Raw genomic sequence first — 20243 nt, forward strand, 5'->3', positions numbered from 1 at the left:
CACCCAACGTCCACGCTTCTCGAGCGCGCAGTAACGGTCCGCCTGGCAGGCCAAAGGCGTACACTACCGGCCCTTTGCTTCAACGTCTAAATTCGTTCGGAATTCGTTCGCGGATCCGGGCCGGGCGCAGTCGCGGACCCGCTCTCAGATCCGCTCCGGTACAGGATTGCCTGCCGCTTCCACCGCGCGCCGCACCGGCACTCTGGCCAGGAGCACGAATCCCAGTGCGAAGAAGACCACCAGCGAGATGATCGCGTCCCGGTAGCTCCCCGTGAGCTGGTAGGTCAGGCCGAAGACGAGCGGCCCCACCCAGCTCAGCCCGCGGTCGCTCATCTCGTACGCCGAGAAGTACTCGGCCTCCTTGCCGGCCGGCACCAGGTGCGAGAAGAGCGAGCGCGACAGCGCCTGGCTGCCGCCCAGCACCAGCCCGATCATCGCGGCGAGCGCGAAGAACCACACCGGGGTCCGGGCCGGCAGGAAGTATCCGACCGCGAGCGTCACGCCCCACGCGGCCAGCGAGCCCAGGATCGTCCGCTTGGCGCCGTAGATCCGCGCGAGGCGGCCCATCCCCAGCGCCCCGCCCACCGCCAGGACCTGCACCAGCAGCACCGCCCCGATGAGCGTGGACTGCTCCAGCTCCAGCTCCTCCGATCCGTAGATGGAAGCCTGGGAGATCACCGTCTGCACGCCGTCGTTGTAGATCAGGTACGCCAGCAGGAACGACAGCGTCAGCGGGTAGCGCCGCATGTCCTTGAGGGTGGCGACGAGCTGCTTCCAGCCGCTGACCGCCGGCCCGGCCCCCGGCTCCCGGACCACGGCCCGGTCCCGCAGCCGGCGCAGCGGGATCAGGGCGAAGGCACCCCACCACAGGCCTGAGGAGGCCAGGCAGATCCGTACCGCCATGCCCTCGGTGAGCCCGAAGGAGTCGTGGCCCATGTAGAGCACCAGGTTCAGCACGAGCATCACGGAGCCCGCCGTGTAGCCGAAGGCCCAGCCCCGCGACGAGACGGTGTCCCGCTCGTCCGGCGTGGAGATCTGCGGCAGGTAGGCGTTGTAGAGCACCATCGAGACGGACAGCGAGGCGTTCGCCACGATGAGCAGCAGCCCGCCCAGCAGGTAGCGCTCACCGCCCAGGAAGAACATCCCCGTCGTCGCCGCGGCGCCCGTGTACGCGGCCACCGCCAGCAACGGCTTCTTGCGCCCGGTCCGGTCCGCCGCGGCGCCCACCAGCGGCATGAGCAGCACGGCCAGGATCACCGAGGCCGACACCGAGTAGGCGAAGAAGGAACCGGCCCGCACCGGGATGCCCAGCGGGTGCACGAAACCCTCGGCGTCCGCGGCGGCCTTGGCCACCGAGGTCAGGTACGGCCCGAGGAACACGGTGAGCACGCTCGCCGAGTACACCGACACGGCGAAGTCGTAGAAGTACCAGCCGCGCTGCTCGCGCTTGCGCGCGGCCGCGACCGCCGTGGCCGATCTGCCGTCCTCGGCTCCCGGTTCCGCTGGTTCCGCTTCCTCGGCGGTCCTGCTGTCTTCCGCGCTCACCTGGTGTCCCCCTCGCTGGTCCCCGTACCGCAGCGGCCATCGGGCCCGCGCGGCGGCCGAAGGGCGTGTCAGGCCCAGGCTCCGCGCCGGTCCAGCACCGTGCGCAAGATGTCGATCCGGTCGGTCATGATGCCATCGACTCCCAGGTCGAGGAGAGCCTCCATGCGTTCCGGTTCGTTCACGGTCCACACGTGGACCTGCAGACCCCGCTCGTGCGCGGTCCGCACGAAGCGCCGGTCGACCACGCGGATGCCCGCCTGGGTCTCCGGCACCTGGGCCGCCACCGCGCCCACGCGCAGCGCCGCCGGGATCGCGTACGAGCGCAGCCGCAGGCCCAGGACCCCGCGTACGCCGTACGAGCTCGCCAGCCGGGGGCCGGCGATCCGCTGGGCGCGGGCCACCCGGCTCTCGGAGAAGGAGCCCACGCAGACCCGGTCCCAGATCCCGGTCCGCGCGATCAGGTTGACCAGCGGGTGCAGGGCCGACTCGGCCTTGATGTCGATGTTCCAGCGGGCGTCCGGGAACTCCTCCAGCAGCTCCTCGAAGAGCGGCAGGGGCTCGGTGCCCGCCACGCGCACCTCGCGGACCTGCTTCCAGGGCAGCTCGGCGATCCGGCCCCGGCCGTCGGTGACCCGGTCCAGCGTGGAGTCGTGGAAGGCGACGAGTTTCCCGTCGGCCGTGGCGTGCACATCGGTCTCGAAGTACCGGTAGCCCGCTTCGGCCGCCCGGCGGAAGGCGGCGGCGGTGTTCTCCAGCCCGTCCGCGGCGCCTCCCCGGTGTGCGAAGGGGATCGGAGCCGGGTGGTCCAGATACGGATGGCGAAGGCGTACGTGCGTCACGGCGGCAGTATCCCCCGTGGCGTGAGGGGACGGGGGTCCGCGAGGTGAACGGCGGACACGGCGGAGGCCGCTCCGGCGCCCCTCTGGTGCCCCGGTGCGGCGCCCCCTGGTGCAAGTGGACTGGGGCGTGACAGTCTGGGCCCGCAGACATCAATCCAATCCCGGCCTCCGGCGCCCGCCGTCGAGGCCAATCCGACGAAGGTGGACCGGACGCAATGGCCGAATGGACCTCGGCGGTCGGCGCCGCCCAGCTCGCCCGTCTCATCACCTCGCAGCAGGAGCGTCCCGCGGTCCCCGGCGCCCGCAAACTGCCCGCGTACCGCACCCTCGCCGACGCGATCCGCCTCCTCGTCCTCGAAGGCCGCGTCCCGGTCGCCGCCAGGCTCCCCGCCGAGCGGGAGCTGGCCGTCTCCCTCTCCCTCAGCCGCACCACCGTCGCCGCCGCGTACGAGGCCCTGCGCGGGGAGGGGTTCCTGGAGTCCCGCCGGGGTGCCGGCAGCTGGACCGCCGTCCCGGCCGGGAACCCGCTGCCCGCGCGCGGCCTGGAACCGCTGCCGCCCGAGTCCCTCGGCTCGATGATCGACCTCGGCTGCGCCGCCCTCCCCGCCCCGGAGCCCTGGCTCACCAAGGCCGTCCAGGGTGCACTGGAGGAGCTGCCCCCGTACGCACACACGCACGGCGACTACCCGGCCGGCCTGCCCGCGCTGCGCCGGATGCTCGCCGACCGCTACACCGAGCAGGGCATCCCCACCATGCCCGAGCAGATCATGGTCACCACCGGCGCGATGGGCGCGATCGACGCCATCTGCAGCCTCTTCGCCGGGCGCGGGGAGCGGATCGCCGTCGAGTCGCCGTCCTACGCCAACATCCTCCAGCTCATGCGCGCCGCCGGGGTGCGCCTGGTCCCCGTCGCCATGGCGGACGGGCTGGCCGGCTGGGACATGGACGTCTGGCGGCAGGTGCTGCGCGACTCGGCCCCCCGCCTCGCCTACGTCGTGGCCGACTTCCACAACCCGACCGGAGCCCTGGCCTCCGACGAGCAGCGCCGCGCCATGGTGGCGGCCGCCCGCTCGGCCGGCACCGTCCTCGTCGCCGACGAGACCATGCTGGAACTCCAGCTGGACCCGGAACTGGAGATGCCCCGCCCGGTCTGCTCCTTCGACCCCGGCGGCAGCACGGTCATCACCGTGGGCTCCGCCAGCAAGGCCTTCTGGGCGGGCATGCGGATCGGCTGGGTCCGCGCCGCCCCCGACGTGATCCGCAGCCTGGTCGCCGCCCGCGCCTACGCCGACCTGGGCACGCCCGTGCTGGAGCAGCTCGCGGTGAACTGGCTGATGCGCACCGGGGGCTGGCGGGAGGCCGTCGGGATCCGCCGCGACCAGGCCCGGGAGAACCGTGACGCGCTGGTCGCGGCGGTCCGCCGGGAGCTGCCGGACTGGGAGTTCGAGGTTCCGCGGGGCGGCCTCACGCTGTGGGCCCGCGCGGGTGGACTGTCCGGGTCCCGGCTGGCCGAGGTGGGGGAGCGGGTCGGCGTACGGGTCCCCTCGGGGCCGCGGTTCGGCGTGGACGGGGCCTTCGAGGGCTATGTCCGGCTGCCGTTCACCGTGGGCGGGCCGGTGGCCGTTGAGGCCGCCTCCCGGCTCGCGGCGGCGGCCCGGCTGGTCGGCACGGGCGCGGGCAGCAGCGGCGCGGAGCCGCCGCGCACGTTCGTGGCGTAACCCGCCGACCCCGCTGCCCGCTGGTCGGGACGGGGCCGGGTGTGTGCCGGGGCACCCCCGCAGGGCGCCGAACGCGACCACCCCTCACGCTCCGACCCCTCGCCACGTTCGGCCTCCGAGGAGATGCCCCGGCGCGCGCCCGGGCCCGTCGCGACCGGCCTACGGAGCCTCGGCCGGCACCTCCGGGATCCCCGGGGCGCCCAGAGCCGAGCCCTGCGCCGGCGGGTGCCCCTGGAGCGGCTTGTCCAGCGCGCTGTGATCCCGCCCGCCGCCCCCGCCGGGCGCGAGCCGACCCGGCAGCAGCTCCAGCACGGCCTGGCGGTACGCCGGGTGCGTGGCCTCGTCGTACGGGTCCGGGGTGGCGGGCACCTGCAGCCGGTACACGGGACCCGCGCCGAGCCGGGCGTAGCCGCGGCCGGGCGGCACCTGGGCCGTCGGGGTGGTGTGCGGCGGCAGCCCCAGCACGTCGGCGATCTGCTGGATCCCGGCGGGCCCGAGGACGATCCGGGCGCGGGTGTGCTGCCAGACGGAGTCGTGCAGCAGTTCCAGGTGGTCGAAGTGCTCGGCCACCACCACCGTGACGTGCGCGGGCCGCCCGTGCCGCAGCGGCACCTGCAGTTGGGCCAGCGGGTCGGGGCCCCCTTCGGCGACCGCGAGGTGGGCCAGCACGCTCGGCTGGTCCAGCAGGATCCACAGCGGGCGCCGGGTGTCCTCGGGCGCCGGCCGGCCGGACTCCCGGGCCCGGTGGGTGGCGATGAGCCGCCGCTCGGTCTCCTGCGCGGCCCACTCCAGGGTGGCCAGCGCCCCGGTCGGCCCGCATTCCACGGCGAGGACGCCGGCGCGGCCCGAGAGGCAGGCGTACTCGCCGCTGCCGCCGCCGTCGACGATCAGCACGTCGCCGCCGTGCCGCAGGGCCTGCAGGGCGACGGAGCGGATCAGGGTGGAGGTGCCGCTGCCGGGCTGGCCGACGGCCAGCAGGTGGGGCTCGGTGGAGCGGGGCCCGGTGCGCCAGATCACCGGCGGCACGTCGCGGGGCTCGTCGCCCTCCAGGACGGGCAGGGTGCGCTGCACGCCGCCCGCGTCGGTGAAGCCGAGCACGGTCTCACCGGGGGAGGTGACGAACGGCTGGGCGGCGATGCCCGTCGGCAGCGCCGCCAGCACGCTCAGGTCGAGCTGGTTGCCCTCCTCGTCCCAGTCGAAGAGATACTCCCGACCGCGCCCGGACTTGGCGTGCAGCAGTGCCTCGATCCGGGCCCGTGAGGCGGCCTCGCCATCGGTGAAGTAGGCCGGGTAGCGGATGTGGAGCCGGGTGATGCGGCCCGCCTCGTCGAACTCGTAGCCGCTGAAGGCCTTGTCCCAGTCCCCGCCGTGGGCGAAGAGGGGGTTCGGGTCCTCCGGGATGGAGAAGTACGGCACGAGGGCTTCGTAGAGGGAGCCGAGCCGTTCGGTCTCGGCATCGCTGGGCCCGGTCTTCACCTGGTTGCGGTCGCGCCCCTGCCAGGCCGCGGCCGCCATGAGGGTGATCAGGGCGAGGAGCGGACCGTAGGGGACGAGCGCGACCACGAGGACGCAGGCGGCTCCCAGGAACAGCGCGGGACCACGCTTGTCCTTGGGAGTCTCCGACCATCTGCGCCGCCCGGCCGAGGCCAGGACGCGCAGGCCGCGTCCGATGGTGAGGAGCGGATGGAGGACGTCCGTGGCGGTGTCGGCGGCCGTGCGAGCGAAGTCGCGGCCCCGGGACAGCGACGCGGTGCCGCTGCTGAGGATGCGGGGAAGTGGGCGCCGGGCCACGGGCGTCTCCTGGAGTTGTGGGTGTGACGGTGCTTCGGGTGTTGCTGGTGGCGCTGCGCGACGGCCGGGTTAGAGCTTGATCCCGCCGAGCAGGCTCGCGAGGCTCGCCGTGCTCGCCGTGATGCTCGGGGCGATTGCGGAGCCGGCGAGGAAGAAACCGAAGAGCGAGCAGACGAACGCGTGCGACAGCTTCATCCCGTCCTTCTTGAAGAAGAGGAAGCAGATGATGCCGAGCAGGACCACGCCTGAGATGGACAGGACCATGAGGAGTTCTCCTGGTTGGTGGGGGACAGTCACCATCAGTTCTTCCAGGCTCACAGGAAGTATCAATGCGACAAAAGGTGCATACGGGTGAATCTGTGAGTTTTTCACTTGACCGGCTCAGCCCGGCTGGCGCGTCCGGCGCACCGGGGGTCGAGGGTGATCCTTGCCTCGGCCCGACCCGGACATGTGCAGGCCAGGGCGCTACTCTGGCGATTCACCCGTACGGACGCAGTGCCGTGCACCCCCCTGCCCGCCCGTCCTGGGGACGGGGCTGCGGGGCGGACCATGTCAGCAACGAGTGAAAGGCGGTAACGAACGATGAGCGAGCACGCCGCGGAAGGCGCCGGTTCCCAGGACGTCCCCGACGAGGACGTCATCGAACTGGCCACCAAGATCTTCGACCTCGCCCGTCAGGGTGAGACCGAGACGCTCGCCGCCTACCTCGACGCCGGGGTCCCGGCGAACCTCACCAACGACCGCGGCGACACCCTCGTCATGCTCGCCGCCTACCACGGCCACGCCGACGCCGTGTCGGCCCTGCTGGCCCGCGGCGCCGAGGCCGACCGCGCCAACGACCGCGGCCAGACCCCGCTCGCGGGGGCCGTCTTCAAGGGTGAGGAGGCCGTGATCCGCGCCCTGCTCGCCGGCGGAGCCGATCCGACCGCCGGAACCCCCTCCGCCGTGGACACGGCGCGCATGTTCGCCAAGGCCGACCTGCTGGAACTTTTCGGAGCCGAGTAGTCCGCTTTTGCCTCGGATCTGGCCGGGCCCGGCCGGTTCCCGACCTCACGGAATGGTCACGGCGGCCGTAAATGTGGTCGCGGTGCACAAACCGGCTGGGCCATCATGGCGTCGGATTCGATTCGCGAGCACGGGGGGCGGGCCGGAGCGGGTAGGACACGAAGGGTGTCCCTGCCCGACCCGGCCACCATGGTCACGAAGAACTGACGAGAGTGAGAAGGCAATGGTCTACATCGAGCGGAACATGACGGCGGACGTCCTCACATGCTGTTACGCGGCCCTGTGAATCCCGATTCCCGGTTGCGTCCCCAGCTTGATTTGAGGCCATTCCCATGTTCGAACCAGTCATAGCACCGAGCGGTACCCTGCTCGGGCTCCTCCAGCGCGGCCGCGGCGACGGCACGCTGCACGCACTCGCGGCACCCAGGGCGGAGGCCCTCGAGGCCCTCAACCAGTGCGTGCTCCGCGACCCGCGCCAGGACTGGCAGGTCGAGAACCGCTCCTTGTACTACGCCCGGCTCTACCTGGACCTCAACGGTCCCCTGGGCGAGATCGAGCACCACCTCTTCAGCGCCGACGACCTCGTCGACGAAGAGGACCACCGGACCGGCCTCGCCCTGTCCGTCCTGGGCCACCTGGCCTCGTACGGCCGCGACGACGCGCTCATGCTGCTGCGCCGGTACGCCGCCTCCGGGGCGAACTGGGCCTGGGCCCTCGACGAACTCGCCCTGCGCGACGACGACGAAGGCCTGCGGTCCCTGGCCGCCCCCGTCCTCGCCAGGTTCCCCGCCACGGCCGAGGGCGAGGCGCGGCTGGCCGCCGCCGTCCGCGACGCCTACGAGCCCCGGCCGTGGCGCCTGTGGGAGGAGACCCCGCAGCACGGCGAGCGCCTGCGCGCCGCCCGTCAGCAGGGCTCATTCGACCGCTGGCAGCGCCAGCTGACCCCCAGCGGCCCCCGGCCCGGCTGGGGAGTCCAGGCCGTCTTCGACTGGGCCGCCGACGGCCTGCGCCGCGGCATGCCGCTGCACGTGCCCGCCGCGCGCTGCCTGGCCGCGGTCGCCGCACCCGAGGACCGCTCCGCGATCCTCGCGGCCGCCGCCGGCGCCTCGGGCGAGGCCGCCCGCGCCACGGCCCTGCACCACCTGGTCCTCGCCGAGCCGGAGAACCCCGCCGTGCTGGACCTCATCGAGGCCGCCGCCGACGAACCCGCCGTGGCGGCCTACGAGCGCATGTGCGGCCCCGAGGCCGTCGAACGGGCCCGGCGCTGGATCCACCGCCCCGACGCCCTGGGCGCGGCAGCCGCGGCCACCCTGGCCGCCCGCGGCGGAGCCGAGGACGCGGAACTGGTCCTCGGAGCCCTGCGCTCCACGGTCCGCGGCGCGGGCCCCGACACCCGGCACCTCTACCCCCTCGTGGACGGCGCCGGCCGCCTCGCCATCGGCTGCGCCGCCCCCGTGCTGCGCCACATCTACCGCGAGACGGCCTCGTCCCACCTGCGCGGCCGGGCCGCGCGGGCCCTCGCCAGCACCGACCCCTCCTTCGCGGCGGGCTTCGCCGTCGAATGCCTCTGGGACTGCGAGGAGACCACCCGCGAGGTGGCGGCCCACCACGCCGAGACCGCCGACGCCCGGGTCGCACCCCGGCTGCGCCGCCTGGCGACGGACCCGGCCGAGGAAGAGGACGTCCAGTCGGCCGTCCGCAGCCGGATCGCCCCGGAGTCGGCCGTGTAGCGGGTCGCGGAAGCGCGGACGCCCCGGCCTGAGGAAGGCCGGGGCGTCCGGGGTTCATCGCGAAGAGGCCGTCACCGGCCCGGCGAGAAGTCGATCTCGCAGGGGGTGACCTTCGACGTCTCCTTCACGCCGTACCCGACCTTCGCGGAGGGGCTCGACGGCCCCGCCGGCTTGGTGAGCACGAGGGTGTACCCCGGAGGGACCGTCTTCGAATTGATCCGCAACCGAGGCGTCGTCCCGACGGACACCTCGGCCTCGTGGTCGGCCTGCGGGCCCCGGTAGCCGCCCCCCACGTGCGTGCACTCCGACGCGGGCTTCTTCTCGATCACCGCGACGCTGACCCCCTGGGCCTGAAGGCTCTGAACCAGTGCGGCCAGCCCCTCAGGCGCGGGAACGTCGACCTCGATGGTCTTGCCGGGGTCCTTCGGAGGCTCGGAGCGCGCCTTCAGCGCTTCTTCCAGGCCCTCGGAGTAGTCGATCGAGCAGGACGGGACCTTGGCCGTCTCGACCACGCCGAAGCCGATCCCCTGCTCACCCAGCGGGTAGTAGTCAGCCCACGGGAACATCAGCGTGTAGCCCGGGGGGACCGTCTTCGCGTTGACCTTGAGGACGAAGCCGTCATCGCTGTGCTGCAGGATCTCGGCCTCGCGGTCGGCCTGCGGACCGCGGCCACCGCCACCGAGCTCGGAGCACTGGGACCGCGGCCGCTTCGGGACCAACGCGACCTGGACCCCCAGCTCCTTCAGCCGGTCCACGAGGGCCGGGACCTGGTGCTGCTCGGGCAGCTTGAACCGGAGCGACCCGTCCGGATCCCTCTTGATCTCCGGCGCGCTCGTGGCCGTAGGGCTCGGCGAACCGGTGGGCGCGTCCGAGGGCAGCGAGCCGTTGCGGGTGCTGCCCGGCAGGGCCATGACCGCGAGTACGACGGCGGTGGCGACGCCCACCCCGAGCGGGATGCCGTAGCGGCGGGCGAAGTTGCGGGCGGGGGCCGGGGCCGGGGCCTCCTCCGGGAGGCGGGCCAGCAGCGCCGCCTTGAGCCGGTCCTCGAACCCGCTGGGCCTGGTGCTCATCGGGCTGCCTCCAACTGCGGTTCGGTGACGGTGGCGCGCCCGGTCCCGCGCAGCGCGCGGCGGGCCCGGTGGAGGCGGACGCGGACGGTCGCCTGGGTGATGCCGAGGGCCTGGGCGGCCTCGGCCGGGGTGAGCTGGTCGACGACCACGAGGTCGAGGGCCGCGCGCAGCGGCTCGGAAAGAGCGGCGTGACGTTCCGCCAGGGACCTGAAGGCCCGCTGGGCGTCGATCCGTTCCTCCAGGGCCGCGACGTCCCCGTCCTCCAGGAGACGGCGGCCGCTCAGCCGCGCCAGGGCGCCGCTCTCCCGGGCGAGCCCGCGGGCGTGGCCCGACAGGACGTTGCGGGCTATCCCGAACAACCAGGCGATCGGCGCTCCCCTGTTGGGCCGATAGCCGGAGGTCGAGCCCATCGCCGCGAGGAAGATGTCCGCCGTCAGGTCCGCCGCCAGGTGCGGGTCGGCGACCCGGCGGGTGACGAATCCGAGCACGGCGTCGATGTGCTCCTCGTAGAACGCGCCGAATCCCTCGTGCGTGGTGAGATCCGGTGGCCCGGTCTTCTGTCCTGGGCTTCGCACCCTGGTTCCTCCCCTGCGGCGGGGGCCGGTCGGCCCCCTCACTCCGTACTTGGCCGCAGCCCCCGAAAACGTTTCACCGGGACCGGAGGAACCGCACCGGAGTCCCCGGCCGGGCCTGCGCCGCCGCGTCCAGGGCCGGGCCCGCCGGGACCACGCCGACCACCGGGTAGCCGCCCGTCACCGGGTGGTCGGCCAGGAACACCACCGGCAGGCCGTCCGGCGGGACCTGGACCGCGCCCAGCACCATGCCCTCGCTCGGCAGTTCCCCGGGCCGGGCGCGGACCAGCGCCGGGCCCGCCTCCGTGCGCAGGCCGATGCGGTTGGACCTCGCCGACACCCGGAACTCCGCCCGCCACAGCCCGGCCAGCGAATCCGGCGCGAACCAGTCCGCGCGCGGCCCCAAGCGGAGCGGCAGCAGCAGTTCCGCGGGCGGCCCGGGCAGGCCGCAGACGTCCGCCCCGGGCACCGGATCCGGCCCGGCCGGGCCCACCGGCAGCCGCATCCCGGCCGACAGGACGGCCGGCCCCAACCCCGACAGCAGGTCCGCCGAGCGACTGCCGAGGACCGGCGGGACGGCCAGGCCTCCCCGTACCGCGACGTAGCTGCGCAGCCCCGACTCCGCCGGGCCCACCTCCAGTTCCGCCCCGGCCGGCAGCAGGACCGCCGCTCCCCAGGCCGCCGGGCGACCTGAGATCCGTACGGAACAGGGTGCGCCCGTGACCGCCACGACCGTCGAGGAGAGCGCCCGCAGCCCCGTCCCGTCCAGGGTCGTCTCCAGCGCCGCCGCGTCCGGCGCGTTGCCCAGGAGGCGGTTGGCCAGCGCGTGCGCCGCCGTGTCCAGAGCGCCCGAGCGGGGGACGCCCAGGTGTGCGTACCCGGGGCGCCCCCGGTCCTGGACCGTGGTCAGCGCGCCCGGCCGCACCACCAGCAGTTCAGTCATGGCCCGCCTCCGTGAACCGCACCCGGACGCCGGGCGCGAACAGCGCCGCGGGCTCCCGCTCCGGGTCCCACAGCACCGCGTCCGTGGAGCCGATCAGCTGCCAGCCGCCGGGGGAGGAGCGCGGGTACACCCCCGCGTACTCGCCGGCCAGCGCCAGCGAGCCCGCCGGGACGGCCGTCCGGGGCGTGTCCCGGCGCGGCAGGTGGAAGCGCTCCGGGAGCCCCGTCAGGTAGCCGAAGCCGGGGGCGAACCCGCAGAAGGCCACCCGGAAGCCGGTGCCGCCCACGATCCCCGGCACCTCCCGCGGGGACACCCCCCACCGCCGGGCCACCTCCGCCAGGTCCGGGCCGTCGTACCGCACCGGGACGGTGACCAGCGGCCCCTCCGCCTCCGCGAGCGCCGGCACCTCCCACCGGGCGATCCGGGCACCCAGCGCGGCCGGGTCCCGCACCCCGTCCAGCAGTACCGTCCGCGCGGCCGGCACGAGGTCCCGTACGGGCCCCAGCTCGCCCGCGTCCCGGCGGCGCAGCAGCTCGGCGTGGAGCGCGGCCACCTCCGCCGCCGAGTCCAGTTCGATCAACAGCGCCCCGCCGCCCACCACGAGCGGCCTCACGCGAAGGCCTCCACGCGGACCCCGGCCGCGCCCAGCGCCTCCCGGACCCGCCGCGCGAGCACGGCCGCCCCCGGGGTGTCCCCGTGCAGGCACAGTGAACGCGCGGCCACCCGGACCGACGAGCCGTCGGCAGCCACCACCGTCCGCACGGCGGCCATCCGCACGGCCCGCGCCACGACCGCGTCCGGGTCGTGCAGCACCGCTCCCGGCTCGGTGCGCGGAACCAGCGTCCCTGCGGGCGTGTAGGCGCGGTCGGCGAAGGCCTCCGGTACGGCGGCCAGCCCGGCCTCGCCGGCGGCGGCGAGCAGGAGCGACCCGGGCAGTCCCAGTACGGGCAGGCCCCCGGTGGCACCGGACCCGGCGGCCAGCCGGACGCCCGCGACCACGGCCGCGGCCTGGTCCCCGTCGTGCACGGTCCGGTTGTAGAGCGCGCCGTGCGGTTTCACGTACGACACCCGGGAGCCGGCCGCCCGCGCGAACACCTCCAGCGCGCCGATCTGGTAAGCCACCTCGTCCGCCAGCTCGGCGGCCGGGACGTCCATCGCGCGCCGTCCGAAGCCGGCGAGGTCGCGGTAGGAGACCTGCGCGCCGATCCGTACGCCCCGCTCGGCGGCCAGTTCGCAGACGCGGCGCATGATGGACGGGTCGCCGGCGTGGAAACCGCAGGCCACGTTGGCGCTCGTGACGACGGACAGCAGGGCCTCGTCGTCGGTGAGCGTCCAGCGTCCGAATCCCTCGCCGAGGTCGGCGTTGAGGTCGACCACCGCAGAGGATGCGATCATGGAATCCATGCGCTGAGCGTAGAGCAGACGTCCCACGGTTCGGCCGGGGACGATCCGGCCGAACCATGCCGTTTGGGATGTTGTCAGCAACAGCGCCTAGTCTTTGTCCGTGACTCTCCCAGCCCCGGCGAAGACCCTCCCGTCCCCGGCGCCGGGCCCGGCCGCCGACGAGGGCCTGGCCCGGCGGCTGCGCGCCCTCGCCTGCACCGCTCCGCTGCACGACCTCGACGTACGCAAGGCCAATCTGGCGGGCGAGTACGGGATCTACGCGATGGCGGAGGTCGCGCTGGCCGCGATCGACCTCGTCACGCTCAACATGGACTTCGATACGGGCGCCGACCACGAGCAGATAGTAGCCAGGCTGCTGCCGCGCGTCGCGGCCCAGGCCCCCTCCCGCCCGGCGGCCGAGCACGAGCGGGTGGCCCGCTGGGTGCTGGAGAACCTGATCAACGTCGGCAGCGTCGACCGCGGCTTCCGCGCGATCTACGGCACCTTCGGCCCGGACGGCGTCTACGTCCGCCGTGACTACGACTTCAAGCTGATCGAAGAGGTCCCCGGCTACGGCGGCGCCGTCTACCTGCGCACCACCGACGAGGCCGTCAACGTCCTGGTCGGAGCCCTCGACACCGACGTCACCAGCGCCCAGATCGCCGCCGAGGTCAAGCTGGAGGTGCTGATCAGCCGCGGGCGGCTGGCGGACGCCCAGCTCGCCGCCGAGCAGGCCCGCTACCGGACCGTCCAGTACGCCGAGACCCTGCGCCGCACCCTGGACGCGACCCGGCGCAACGTACGGGCGGTGGACTGGCTGCAGGCCGTGCCCGACATGATCGCCGAGGCCCTCGACCACGTCGCCGACCGCTACCGCCACGAGAACGCGATCCTGACCAACATCCGCAAGGCGCGCGACGAGGCCGAGGAGCCGGAGAACAAGCGCCGCGCCGCCGAGCTCGTCGACATCGTCAAGGACTGCATCCGCCGCCACACCCAGCTCCAGTCCCGGCTGCTGGACGCGGGCCCGCTGTTCCGTGCCGAGCAGGACCGCCAGGCCTTCGCCGCCCCGGCGCCGCGCTCCGGCATCGACCTGTACGGCCAGCTCGTGGCCCCGATCCTGCCGCTGCCCCTGGAGCAGGCGAGCCGGGTGACCGCCGCCTTCTTCGCCTCCGGCGCGGGGCTGCGCACACCCGTCTCGGTGCGGGTGACCGACCTGGTCGAGATCCTGCTCACCCCGCCCGTGGAGCGCGAGCACCTCGGCGCGGAGATGCCGGAGCCGGACCTCATCGCCACCCCGGACGACAGCCGCTTCAGCGAGGAGCAGCTCGCCGCCGCGAAGGAGCTCCTGGACCTCCCGCACGACGCACCGCGACGGCTGTCCGGGCTCCTCGCGCAGGCCCGCCGCAGCGATCCCGACCTGCCGTACCTGGTGGCCCTGCTGGCCGTCCACGCGGCGAGCCCGGCCGTGGGCACGGCGTACCGGCAGGGGGAGGAGCGGCTGCTCTTCGCGGTGGACGACGGCACGCAGCTCGACGACCCCGAGTTCGGCGGCGCCGACCTCATCGTCGGCACCGCCCTCCTCGACGCCGCCGGCATGGCCGCGGACCGCGCGGAGGCGTCGTGACCGCCGTCGCATATCCAGCCCCTCCGGCGTTTGAGGAGCGGGGTCTGGGGCGGAGCCCCAGGAATCCCGGCTCCGCCGGGCACCGGGCTCTGCCCCGACCCTCCCCCAGCTACCGCTGGGAGGTGCCCCCTGCTCAAACGCCGGCGAGGCTGAATATGGCGGGTCGCCCGGCGCTCGCGTGGGCGTCGGGCCGGGCCCGCCTCGGGGCGCGGGGGCCTGCCCCCGCCGGACAGAACCCGGCCGCCGCCGAAGCCGCCGGCACCGCCCGTACACCCCATACCGCCCGAACCACCCGCACTGCCGAGGAGACCCACCCGTGAGCGACCACCACGCCGAGCACCCCGCGTGGAGCGAGCCCGCGGCTCCCGCCACCCCCGTCGCGGCCGCGAGCCCGGCGGTGACCCCCGCCGACGCCGCCGACGCGGCCCGGCTCGTCGCCTTCGGGCTGCAGCCCAAGCTGCTCCCCGCCCGTGACGCCGAGTACGCCGAGCTGCTGCGCCGCTACCGCGAGGAGCCCGCCTTCGGCCGCCTCGCCGACGCCGTCGCCACCGGCCTCGGCCTCGTCGTCCTGGAGGTCTCCCCGCGCGCCGGCATGGCCGTGGCAGCCGGCGAGGACTCCGTCTTCGCCGTCCGGATGGGCGACTACGCCCGCCGCACCGCCGCCGACTCCGCCGACCGGTTCCTGCACGGCCTGGCCCACCTCGCCGTCGCCGCCCTCGCCTTCCCCCGCCCGGAGGACCTCGCCGACGACGGCTACATCGGCCGCATCACCGTCAACGGCGTCGACTCCTTCGTCCGGCAGACCTGCCGCCGCCTGGAGGAGTGCGCCGAGGAGATCGGCGAGAACACCGACCCGGCCTCCGACGCCCCCGGCCTGGAGGCCGCCTGGCGCGTCTACTCCCGCCGCAGCGCGACGGGTGCCACCAAGGACGCCCGCCGCCTCGCCGGCTCCACCACCGGCATCGTCGGCAAGGCCGCCGCCTTCCTCACCGACTCCGGTTTCCTCCAGCGCACCGGCGACGAGTCCGGCGGCACCTACCGCACCACCCCGCGCTATCAGCTCCAGGTCCGCGACATGGCGGGCAGCGCGGCCATGGCCGAACTCCTGGAACTCGGCGTGGTCCCCGTCAGCGACGGCTCCGCCACCCTCCTGCCGCCGCCCGAGGGCGACGACCTGGACCTGGCCGCCGATGCCGGGCTCCCCTTCCACGCCTGAGCCACCCGTCCTCCGTACGCCCTGAGCCACCAGACACCACGAGAGTCCGCCGCCATGTACGAGCTGTCCCGGATCCGCCTCTACTCCATCGGGCCCGCCGGTGCGCGCTACGCCGACACCGTGCTCGACCTGCGCGGAGTCGGCGAGCCGGTGCCCCACCCGGCGCCGGCCCAGGCGGAGTTCTTCGAGGACGAGCCCACCGGTCCGCCGCGCCGCCCCGCGCCCGCCGGCGTGCTCTTCCTGGAGAACGGGGGCGGCAAGTCCGTCCTCCTCAAGCTGATCTTCTCGGTGATGCTCCCCGGTCACCGCAACACCCTCGGCGGCGCGAGCTCCGGCGTCCTGCGCAAGTTCCTGCTCGCCGACGACTGCGGCCACGTCGCCCTGGAGTGGCAGCACACCCAGACCGGCGAGTGCGTGGTCGTGGGCAAGGTCAGCGAATGGCGCGGCCGCCAGGTCTCCAACGACCCGCGCAAGTTCGCCGAGGCCTGGTACTCCTTCCGCCCCGGCCCCGGTCTGAGCCTCGACAGCCTGCCCGTCGCCGAGGCCACCGCCGTGCGCCCGCCCGTCGAGGGCGCCTCCGGCGCCCAGGGCCGCCGCCGCACGATGAAGGGCTTCCGCGACGCGCTCACGGAGGCCGGCAAGGCGTACCCGCACCTCGAGGTGTACTTCGAGGAGATCCACGACCGCTGGAACGAGCACCTCACCGAGCTCGGCCTCGACCCCGAACTCTTCCGCTACCAGCGCGAGATGAACGCCGACGAGGGCGAGGCGGCCGGCCTCTTCGCGGTGAAGAAGGACTCCGACTTCACCGACCTCCTGCTGCGCGCCGTCACCGACACCCGTGACACCGACGGCCTCGCCGACCTCGTCCACGGGTTCGGCAACAAGCTGGGCCGCCGCGCCGAGCTCATGGCCGAACGCGACTTCACCGCCGGCTCGGTGGACCTGCTCACCAAGATCGTCGAGGCCGCGGGGGCCCGCTCCCGGCTGCGCGACGTCCACGCGGGCGCGGAACGCCGTACGCGCACCCTCGCCCGGCGGCTGTCCGCCCGCGCCGCCGAGGAACGCGGCCGCGCCGCCGACCTCGCCCAGCGGGTCACCGCCGCCGCCCACCAGGTCACCGCCGCCGACTCCGCCCGGGCCCGCAGCGCCGCCGTCTCCGCCGAACTCGCCTACCGGCACGCCTCGCTGGCCCTGACCGTCGCCGACAAGGCCGCCGCCGCCCAGCGCCGAGAGCTCCTCGAAGCCCGCACCCTGCACTCCGCGTGGCAGGCCGCCGAGATCGTGCTGCGCCACCGCGCCGCCGCCGACCGCTCCGCCCGCGTCGCCGCCGCGATCCTGGAGGCCGAGCGGGACGCCGCCCCCGCGCTCGCCGCGCGCGCCACGGCTGCCGCCGACCTCGTACGGGCCCTGCACACGGCCGCCGAACAAGGCGAGCGGGCCGCCGACGAGGAGGAGGAGCGCTCCGCCGAGCTCCATTCCGTCGGCGAGAGCGCCCACCGCGATGCCACCGCCGCCGCCACGGCCGCCCAGCGGGCCCGCAGCGAGGCCGAACACCTCCGCTCGCGCCTCGCCGAGGTCCAGCAGGAGACCGCCGAGGCGGTCCGGGCCGGCTGGCTCGACGACTCCGCCCCCGACGCCGACCCGGCGCGCGCGGCCCTCGCCGCCACCGACGCCGAGAAGACCGCGGTGGCCGCCTGGGACGAGGCCCGGGACGCCGCCCGCGCCGCCGCCGAAGCCGCCCGCGAGGCCGCCGCCGCGGAGTCCCGCGCCGAACTCACCGCCGCCCGCGCGGCGGACGCCGCCGAGGCGGCCGAGGCCGCGCACGACGCCGAATACCGTGCGGCGGCCTCCCTCGCCGCCTCCCCCCGCCTGGCCGAACTCCTCGGTCTGCCCTCGGTTCCTGCCTCCTTCCTTCCCCACCCGCGCACGCAGAGCGGCGCCTCCGGCCCCTACGCGGGATCCGCCGCCCAGGCTGCCCAGGCCGCGTCGGCCGAGGTGGCGCACGGCTCCGGCGGGCACGGTCCGGCCCAGGCCGGGCCCGCCGGCCGCCCCGAAACCGCCGGAGGCGGCGGCCTCACCGTCGCCGACCTCGACCGGAACGCCGACGACCTGCGCACCCTGCTCACCGACGGGGTCGCCGCGGCCGAACGCCAGCTGTTCGAGCTGCGCACCGCCGCCGCCGACGACTCCCGCATCCTCGGCGCGCTCGGCGACGGCGGCCTGCTGCCGCCCGGCCCCGACGTCCTCGCCACCGTCGAGTACCTCGGCGAGCACGGCATCCCGGCCCTCCCCGGCTGGCGCTACCTCGCCCAGTCCGTGGACCCCGCCGACCACGCCGCCGTCCTCGCGGCCCGCCCCGAACTCGTCGACGGCGTCGTCATCACCGACCCCGACACCCACAGCCGGGCCCGCGAGGTCCTCTCCTGCGCCGCCCTGCTGCCCCGCTCCACCGTCGCCGTCGGCACCGCGGCCGCCCTGCTGGCGCCCGTACCGCCCGCGGCCGACTCCGACACCGCCGTGTTCCTCGTACCGCCGAACCCGGCCATGCACGACGAGCACGCCGCCGACGAGGAGCGCCAAGCGCTGCGCACGCGGGCCGGCGCCCGCGACACCGAGATCCGCGAGCTCGCCGCCCGCCTCTCCGGCGACCGCGAACTCGCCGCCCGCCTCGCCTCCTGGCGCACCGGTTGCCCGCCCGGCCGCCTCACCGAACTCGCGGAACAGGCCGCGGCCGCCCGCGCGTTCGCTGAGGAGACCGACGCCGAGCTCGCGCAGGCCCGTACCGTACGCGCCGAGGCCGACGAGGCCGCCGCCGACGCCGCCCGCGTCCGCGAGGAGCGCCAGGACACCGCCCAGCGCGCCCGCCGCGTCGCCGACGCCCTCGCAGGCCTCGCCTACCGCCTGCGCGAGCGGGCCGGCTGGCAGGCCAGGCTCCGCGAACTCGCCGACGAGGCCGCCGAGTCCGAGGCCCGCGCCGAGATCTGCCTGGACCGCGCCCGCGCCGCCGACGAGGACCGCCGTGCCGCCCAGCGCGCCGCCGACGACGCCCGCCGCACCGCCCGCGCCCTGCGCGCCGAGCGAGCCGAGATCGCCGGCGCCCCCGACCAGCTGCCCGACGCGGACGGGGACGGCCCGCGCGCGCCCCTCCCGGACCTCCGCGAGGCCTACCGCGCCGCCTCCCAGCTCTACGAGAAGGTGGGCGTCGGCGCCGACCTGCGCGCCGAACAGGCCCGCGCCGAGAGCGACGAGAGCGCCGCCCTCGCCGAACTCGACCGCCTCACCAACAAGGTCCGCACCCGCGCCGCCCAGCTCCTCGAAGGCACCGACGGCGCCGACGGCCCCTCCCGGCAGGCCGCCGCCGCCCGCGCCGAGTCCCTCGTGCAGATGCTGGAGACCCGCGCGTCCACGGCCAGCGAACAGCTCGGCCGGCTGCGCGGCGAGGCCGAGCGGCACGCCCCCGCCGAGGGCGAGGCGCACACCGAACTGCCCGAGGAACTGGTCCCCGGGAACGTCGAACAGGCCCAGGCCCTGCTCCGTACGGCCACCGCCCAGCTCGCCGCCCACACCGCGGCCGTGGAGAGCGCCCGCGCCGCCCACGCGGACCTGCTGCGCGACCACCGCACCGCCGAGGACGGCGCCGGCGGCTTCGACGAGACCGCCGCCCTGCTGCGCGACCTCCTGCGCGACCACACGCACGCCGAGGACGAGCAGGAGCCGGCGCCCCACCCGGGCACCCTGGAGGAGGCCCGCCAGTCGGCCACCGAGGCCCGCCGCTCCCTGCGCAGCTGCGCGGCCGACCTCTCGGCCGCCGAGGCCGCGGTGCGCGAGGCGAGCGACATCCTGGTCCGGCACGCCAATTCCACCCGCTACGAACAGGTACGCACCCCCGCGCGCCAGCAGATCCGGGAACTGCCCGCCGCCGCCCTGCCCGAGCACGCGGCGGCCTGGGCGGCGGCCTTCGCCCCCCGGCTGCGCGTCCTCACCGACGAGCTGGCGCAGCTGGAGCGCAACCGCGACAGCATCGTCGACCGCCTGCGCGGCCTCGTCGAGTCCGCCCTGGCCACGCTCCGCTCCGCGCAGCGCCTCTCCCAGCTCCCCGAGGGCCTGGGCGAATGGTCGGGCCAGGAGTTCCTGCGGATCCGCTTCGAGGAGCCGGACCAGGCCACGCTCACGGAACGGCTCGGCGAGGTCATCGACGAGGCCACCCGCGCGGCCGTGAAGAAGAACAGCACGGCCTCCTTCGGCGAGGGCCGCCGCGACGGCATGTCCCTGCTGCTGCGGGGCGTCCAGGCAGCGCTCGAACCCAAGGGCATCTCCGTGGAGATCCTCAAGCCGGACGCGGTGCTGCGCGCCGAACGCGTCCCCGTCGGCCAGATGGGAGACGTGTTCTCCGGCGGGCAGCTGCTGACCGCCGCGATCGCCCTCTACTGCACGATGGCGGCGCTGCGCAGCAACGACCGGGGCCGCGACAAGCACCGGCACGCGGGCACGCTGTTCCTCGACAACCCGATCGGCCGCGCGAACGCCACGTACCTGCTGGAGCTCCAGCGGGCCGTCTCCGACGCGCTCGGCGTCCAACTGCTCTACACGACGGGTCTGTTCGACACCACGGCGCTCGCCGAGTTCCCGTTGGTGATCCGGCTGCGCAACGACGCGGACCTGCGGGCGGGTCTGAAGTACATCAGCGTCGAGGAACACCTCCGTCCGGGCCTGCCGCAGCAGTCCCCGGAGGAGGAGACCATCCACGGCGAGATCACGGCCACCCGCATGTTCCGCCGCAGCGGCGCCCCTTCCTGACGCA

The 20243-nt window shown here is 74.9% G+C and carries 15 protein-coding genes; 6 read left to right on the forward strand and 9 right to left on the reverse strand.

Annotation, left to right across the window (positions count from 1 at the left end):
* Positions 1-144: 144 nt before the first annotated feature.
* Entirely contained in the window at positions 145-1545 is a 1401-nt protein-coding gene (locus IF88_RS0101505) for an MFS transporter (RefSeq protein WP_030706605.1), read from the reverse strand.
* Between the two features lie 68 nt (positions 1546-1613).
* A complete protein-coding gene (locus tag IF88_RS0101510) occupies positions 1614-2384 on the reverse strand; it encodes a glycerophosphodiester phosphodiesterase family protein (RefSeq protein WP_030706606.1) in 771 nt (256 codons plus the stop codon).
* Between the two features lie 215 nt (positions 2385-2599).
* On the opposite strand from IF88_RS0101510, the gene IF88_RS0101515 reads away from it, so the two are divergent.
* Positions 2600-4102, forward strand: coding sequence for a PLP-dependent aminotransferase family protein (locus IF88_RS0101515; RefSeq protein ID WP_030706607.1), 1503 nt, complete (start codon positions 2600-2602; stop codon positions 4100-4102).
* 159 nt (positions 4103-4261) lie between these two features.
* On the opposite strand, the gene IF88_RS0101520 is transcribed toward IF88_RS0101515, so the two are convergent.
* Both IF88_RS0101520 and IF88_RS0101525 read right to left on the reverse strand, forming a co-directional pair.
* Entirely contained in the window at positions 4262-5893 is a 1632-nt protein-coding gene (locus IF88_RS0101520) for a membrane protein (protein ID WP_030706609.1), read from the reverse strand.
* Between the two features lie 69 nt (positions 5894-5962).
* Positions 5963-6157: a hypothetical protein gene (locus IF88_RS0101525; protein ID WP_030706611.1), complete on the reverse strand. Its 195-nt coding sequence runs from the start codon at positions 6155-6157 to the stop codon at positions 5963-5965.
* 318 nt (positions 6158-6475) lie between these two features.
* Here IF88_RS0101525 and IF88_RS0101530 point away from each other — a divergent pair, with 318 nt between their 5' ends.
* Positions 6476-6898 (forward strand): ankyrin repeat domain-containing protein, encoded by a 423-nt coding sequence (locus tag IF88_RS0101530; RefSeq protein ID WP_051836256.1) that lies wholly within the window; start codon positions 6476-6478, stop codon positions 6896-6898.
* Between the two features lie 332 nt (positions 6899-7230).
* Positions 7231-8628 (forward strand): hypothetical protein, encoded by a 1398-nt coding sequence (locus IF88_RS0101535; RefSeq protein WP_030706614.1) that lies wholly within the window; start codon positions 7231-7233, stop codon positions 8626-8628.
* Positions 8629-8699: 71 nt separating this feature from the next.
* Here IF88_RS0101535 and IF88_RS0101540 read toward each other — a convergent pair whose 3' ends face one another.
* The 5 genes from IF88_RS0101540 to IF88_RS0101560 form a co-directional block, all read right to left on the reverse strand.
* Positions 8700-9698, reverse strand: coding sequence for a hypothetical protein (locus IF88_RS0101540; RefSeq protein WP_030706616.1), 999 nt, complete (start codon positions 9696-9698; stop codon positions 8700-8702).
* Positions 9695-10273: an RNA polymerase sigma factor gene (locus IF88_RS0101545; RefSeq protein ID WP_051836258.1), complete on the reverse strand. Its 579-nt coding sequence runs from the start codon at positions 10271-10273 to the stop codon at positions 9695-9697. The genes IF88_RS0101540 and IF88_RS0101545 overlap by 4 nt, the downstream gene beginning before the upstream one ends.
* A gap of 73 nt (positions 10274-10346) precedes the next feature.
* Positions 10347-11213, reverse strand: a complete 867-nt coding sequence (locus IF88_RS0101550; RefSeq protein WP_030706619.1) for a biotin-dependent carboxyltransferase family protein — start codon at positions 11211-11213, stop codon at positions 10347-10349.
* Complete coding sequence (locus IF88_RS0101555; RefSeq protein ID WP_030706625.1) at positions 11206-11826, reverse strand: 5-oxoprolinase subunit B family protein; 621 nt, start codon at positions 11824-11826, stop codon at positions 11206-11208. The genes IF88_RS0101550 and IF88_RS0101555 overlap by 8 nt, the downstream gene beginning before the upstream one ends.
* Complete coding sequence (locus tag IF88_RS0101560) at positions 11823-12617, reverse strand: LamB/YcsF family protein (protein ID WP_078892650.1); 795 nt, start codon at positions 12615-12617, stop codon at positions 11823-11825. The genes IF88_RS0101555 and IF88_RS0101560 overlap by 4 nt, the downstream gene beginning before the upstream one ends.
* 100 nt (positions 12618-12717) lie before the next feature.
* Between IF88_RS0101560 and IF88_RS0101565 the strand changes: the two genes are divergently transcribed.
* The 3 genes from IF88_RS0101565 (at position 12718) to IF88_RS0101575 (ending at position 20239) form a co-directional block, all read left to right on the forward strand.
* Positions 12718-14223, forward strand: a complete 1506-nt coding sequence (locus IF88_RS0101565) for a hypothetical protein (protein ID WP_030706628.1) — start codon at positions 12718-12720, stop codon at positions 14221-14223.
* Positions 14224-14539: 316 nt separating this feature from the next.
* Complete coding sequence (locus IF88_RS0101570; protein WP_030706629.1) at positions 14540-15439, forward strand: hypothetical protein; 900 nt, start codon at positions 14540-14542, stop codon at positions 15437-15439.
* Positions 15440-15493: 54 nt separating this feature from the next.
* Positions 15494-20239, forward strand: coding sequence for a hypothetical protein (locus IF88_RS0101575; RefSeq protein WP_030706630.1), 4746 nt, complete (start codon positions 15494-15496; stop codon positions 20237-20239).
* The last annotated feature ends 4 nt before the right edge of the window (positions 20240-20243 follow it).

It is taken from the genome of Streptomyces sp. NRRL F-2580, assembly GCF_000720115.1.
Taxonomy (GTDB): Bacteria; Actinomycetota; Actinomycetes; order Streptomycetales; family Streptomycetaceae; genus Streptomyces.

Coding starts and splice junctions, on each gene's coding strand:
- IF88_RS0101515 (WP_030706607.1), top strand. CDS start 2,600: ATGGCCGAATGGACCTCGGCGGTCGGCGCCGCCCAGCTCGCCCGTCTC.
- IF88_RS0101525 (WP_030706611.1), bottom strand. CDS start 6,157: ATGGTCCTGTCCATCTCAGGCGTGGTCCTGCTCGGCATCATCTGCTTC.
- IF88_RS0101530 (WP_051836256.1), top strand. CDS start 6,476: ATGAGCGAGCACGCCGCGGAAGGCGCCGGTTCCCAGGACGTCCCCGAC.
- IF88_RS0101535 (WP_030706614.1), top strand. CDS start 7,231: ATGTTCGAACCAGTCATAGCACCGAGCGGTACCCTGCTCGGGCTCCTC.
- IF88_RS0101540 (WP_030706616.1), bottom strand. CDS start 9,698: ATGAGCACCAGGCCCAGCGGGTTCGAGGACCGGCTCAAGGCGGCGCTG.
- IF88_RS0101550 (WP_030706619.1), bottom strand. CDS start 11,213: ATGACTGAACTGCTGGTGGTGCGGCCGGGCGCGCTGACCACGGTCCAG.
- IF88_RS0101560 (WP_078892650.1), bottom strand. CDS start 12,617: ATGGATTCCATGATCGCATCCTCTGCGGTGGTCGACCTCAACGCCGAC.
- IF88_RS0101575 (WP_030706630.1), top strand. CDS start 15,494: ATGTACGAGCTGTCCCGGATCCGCCTCTACTCCATCGGGCCCGCCGGT.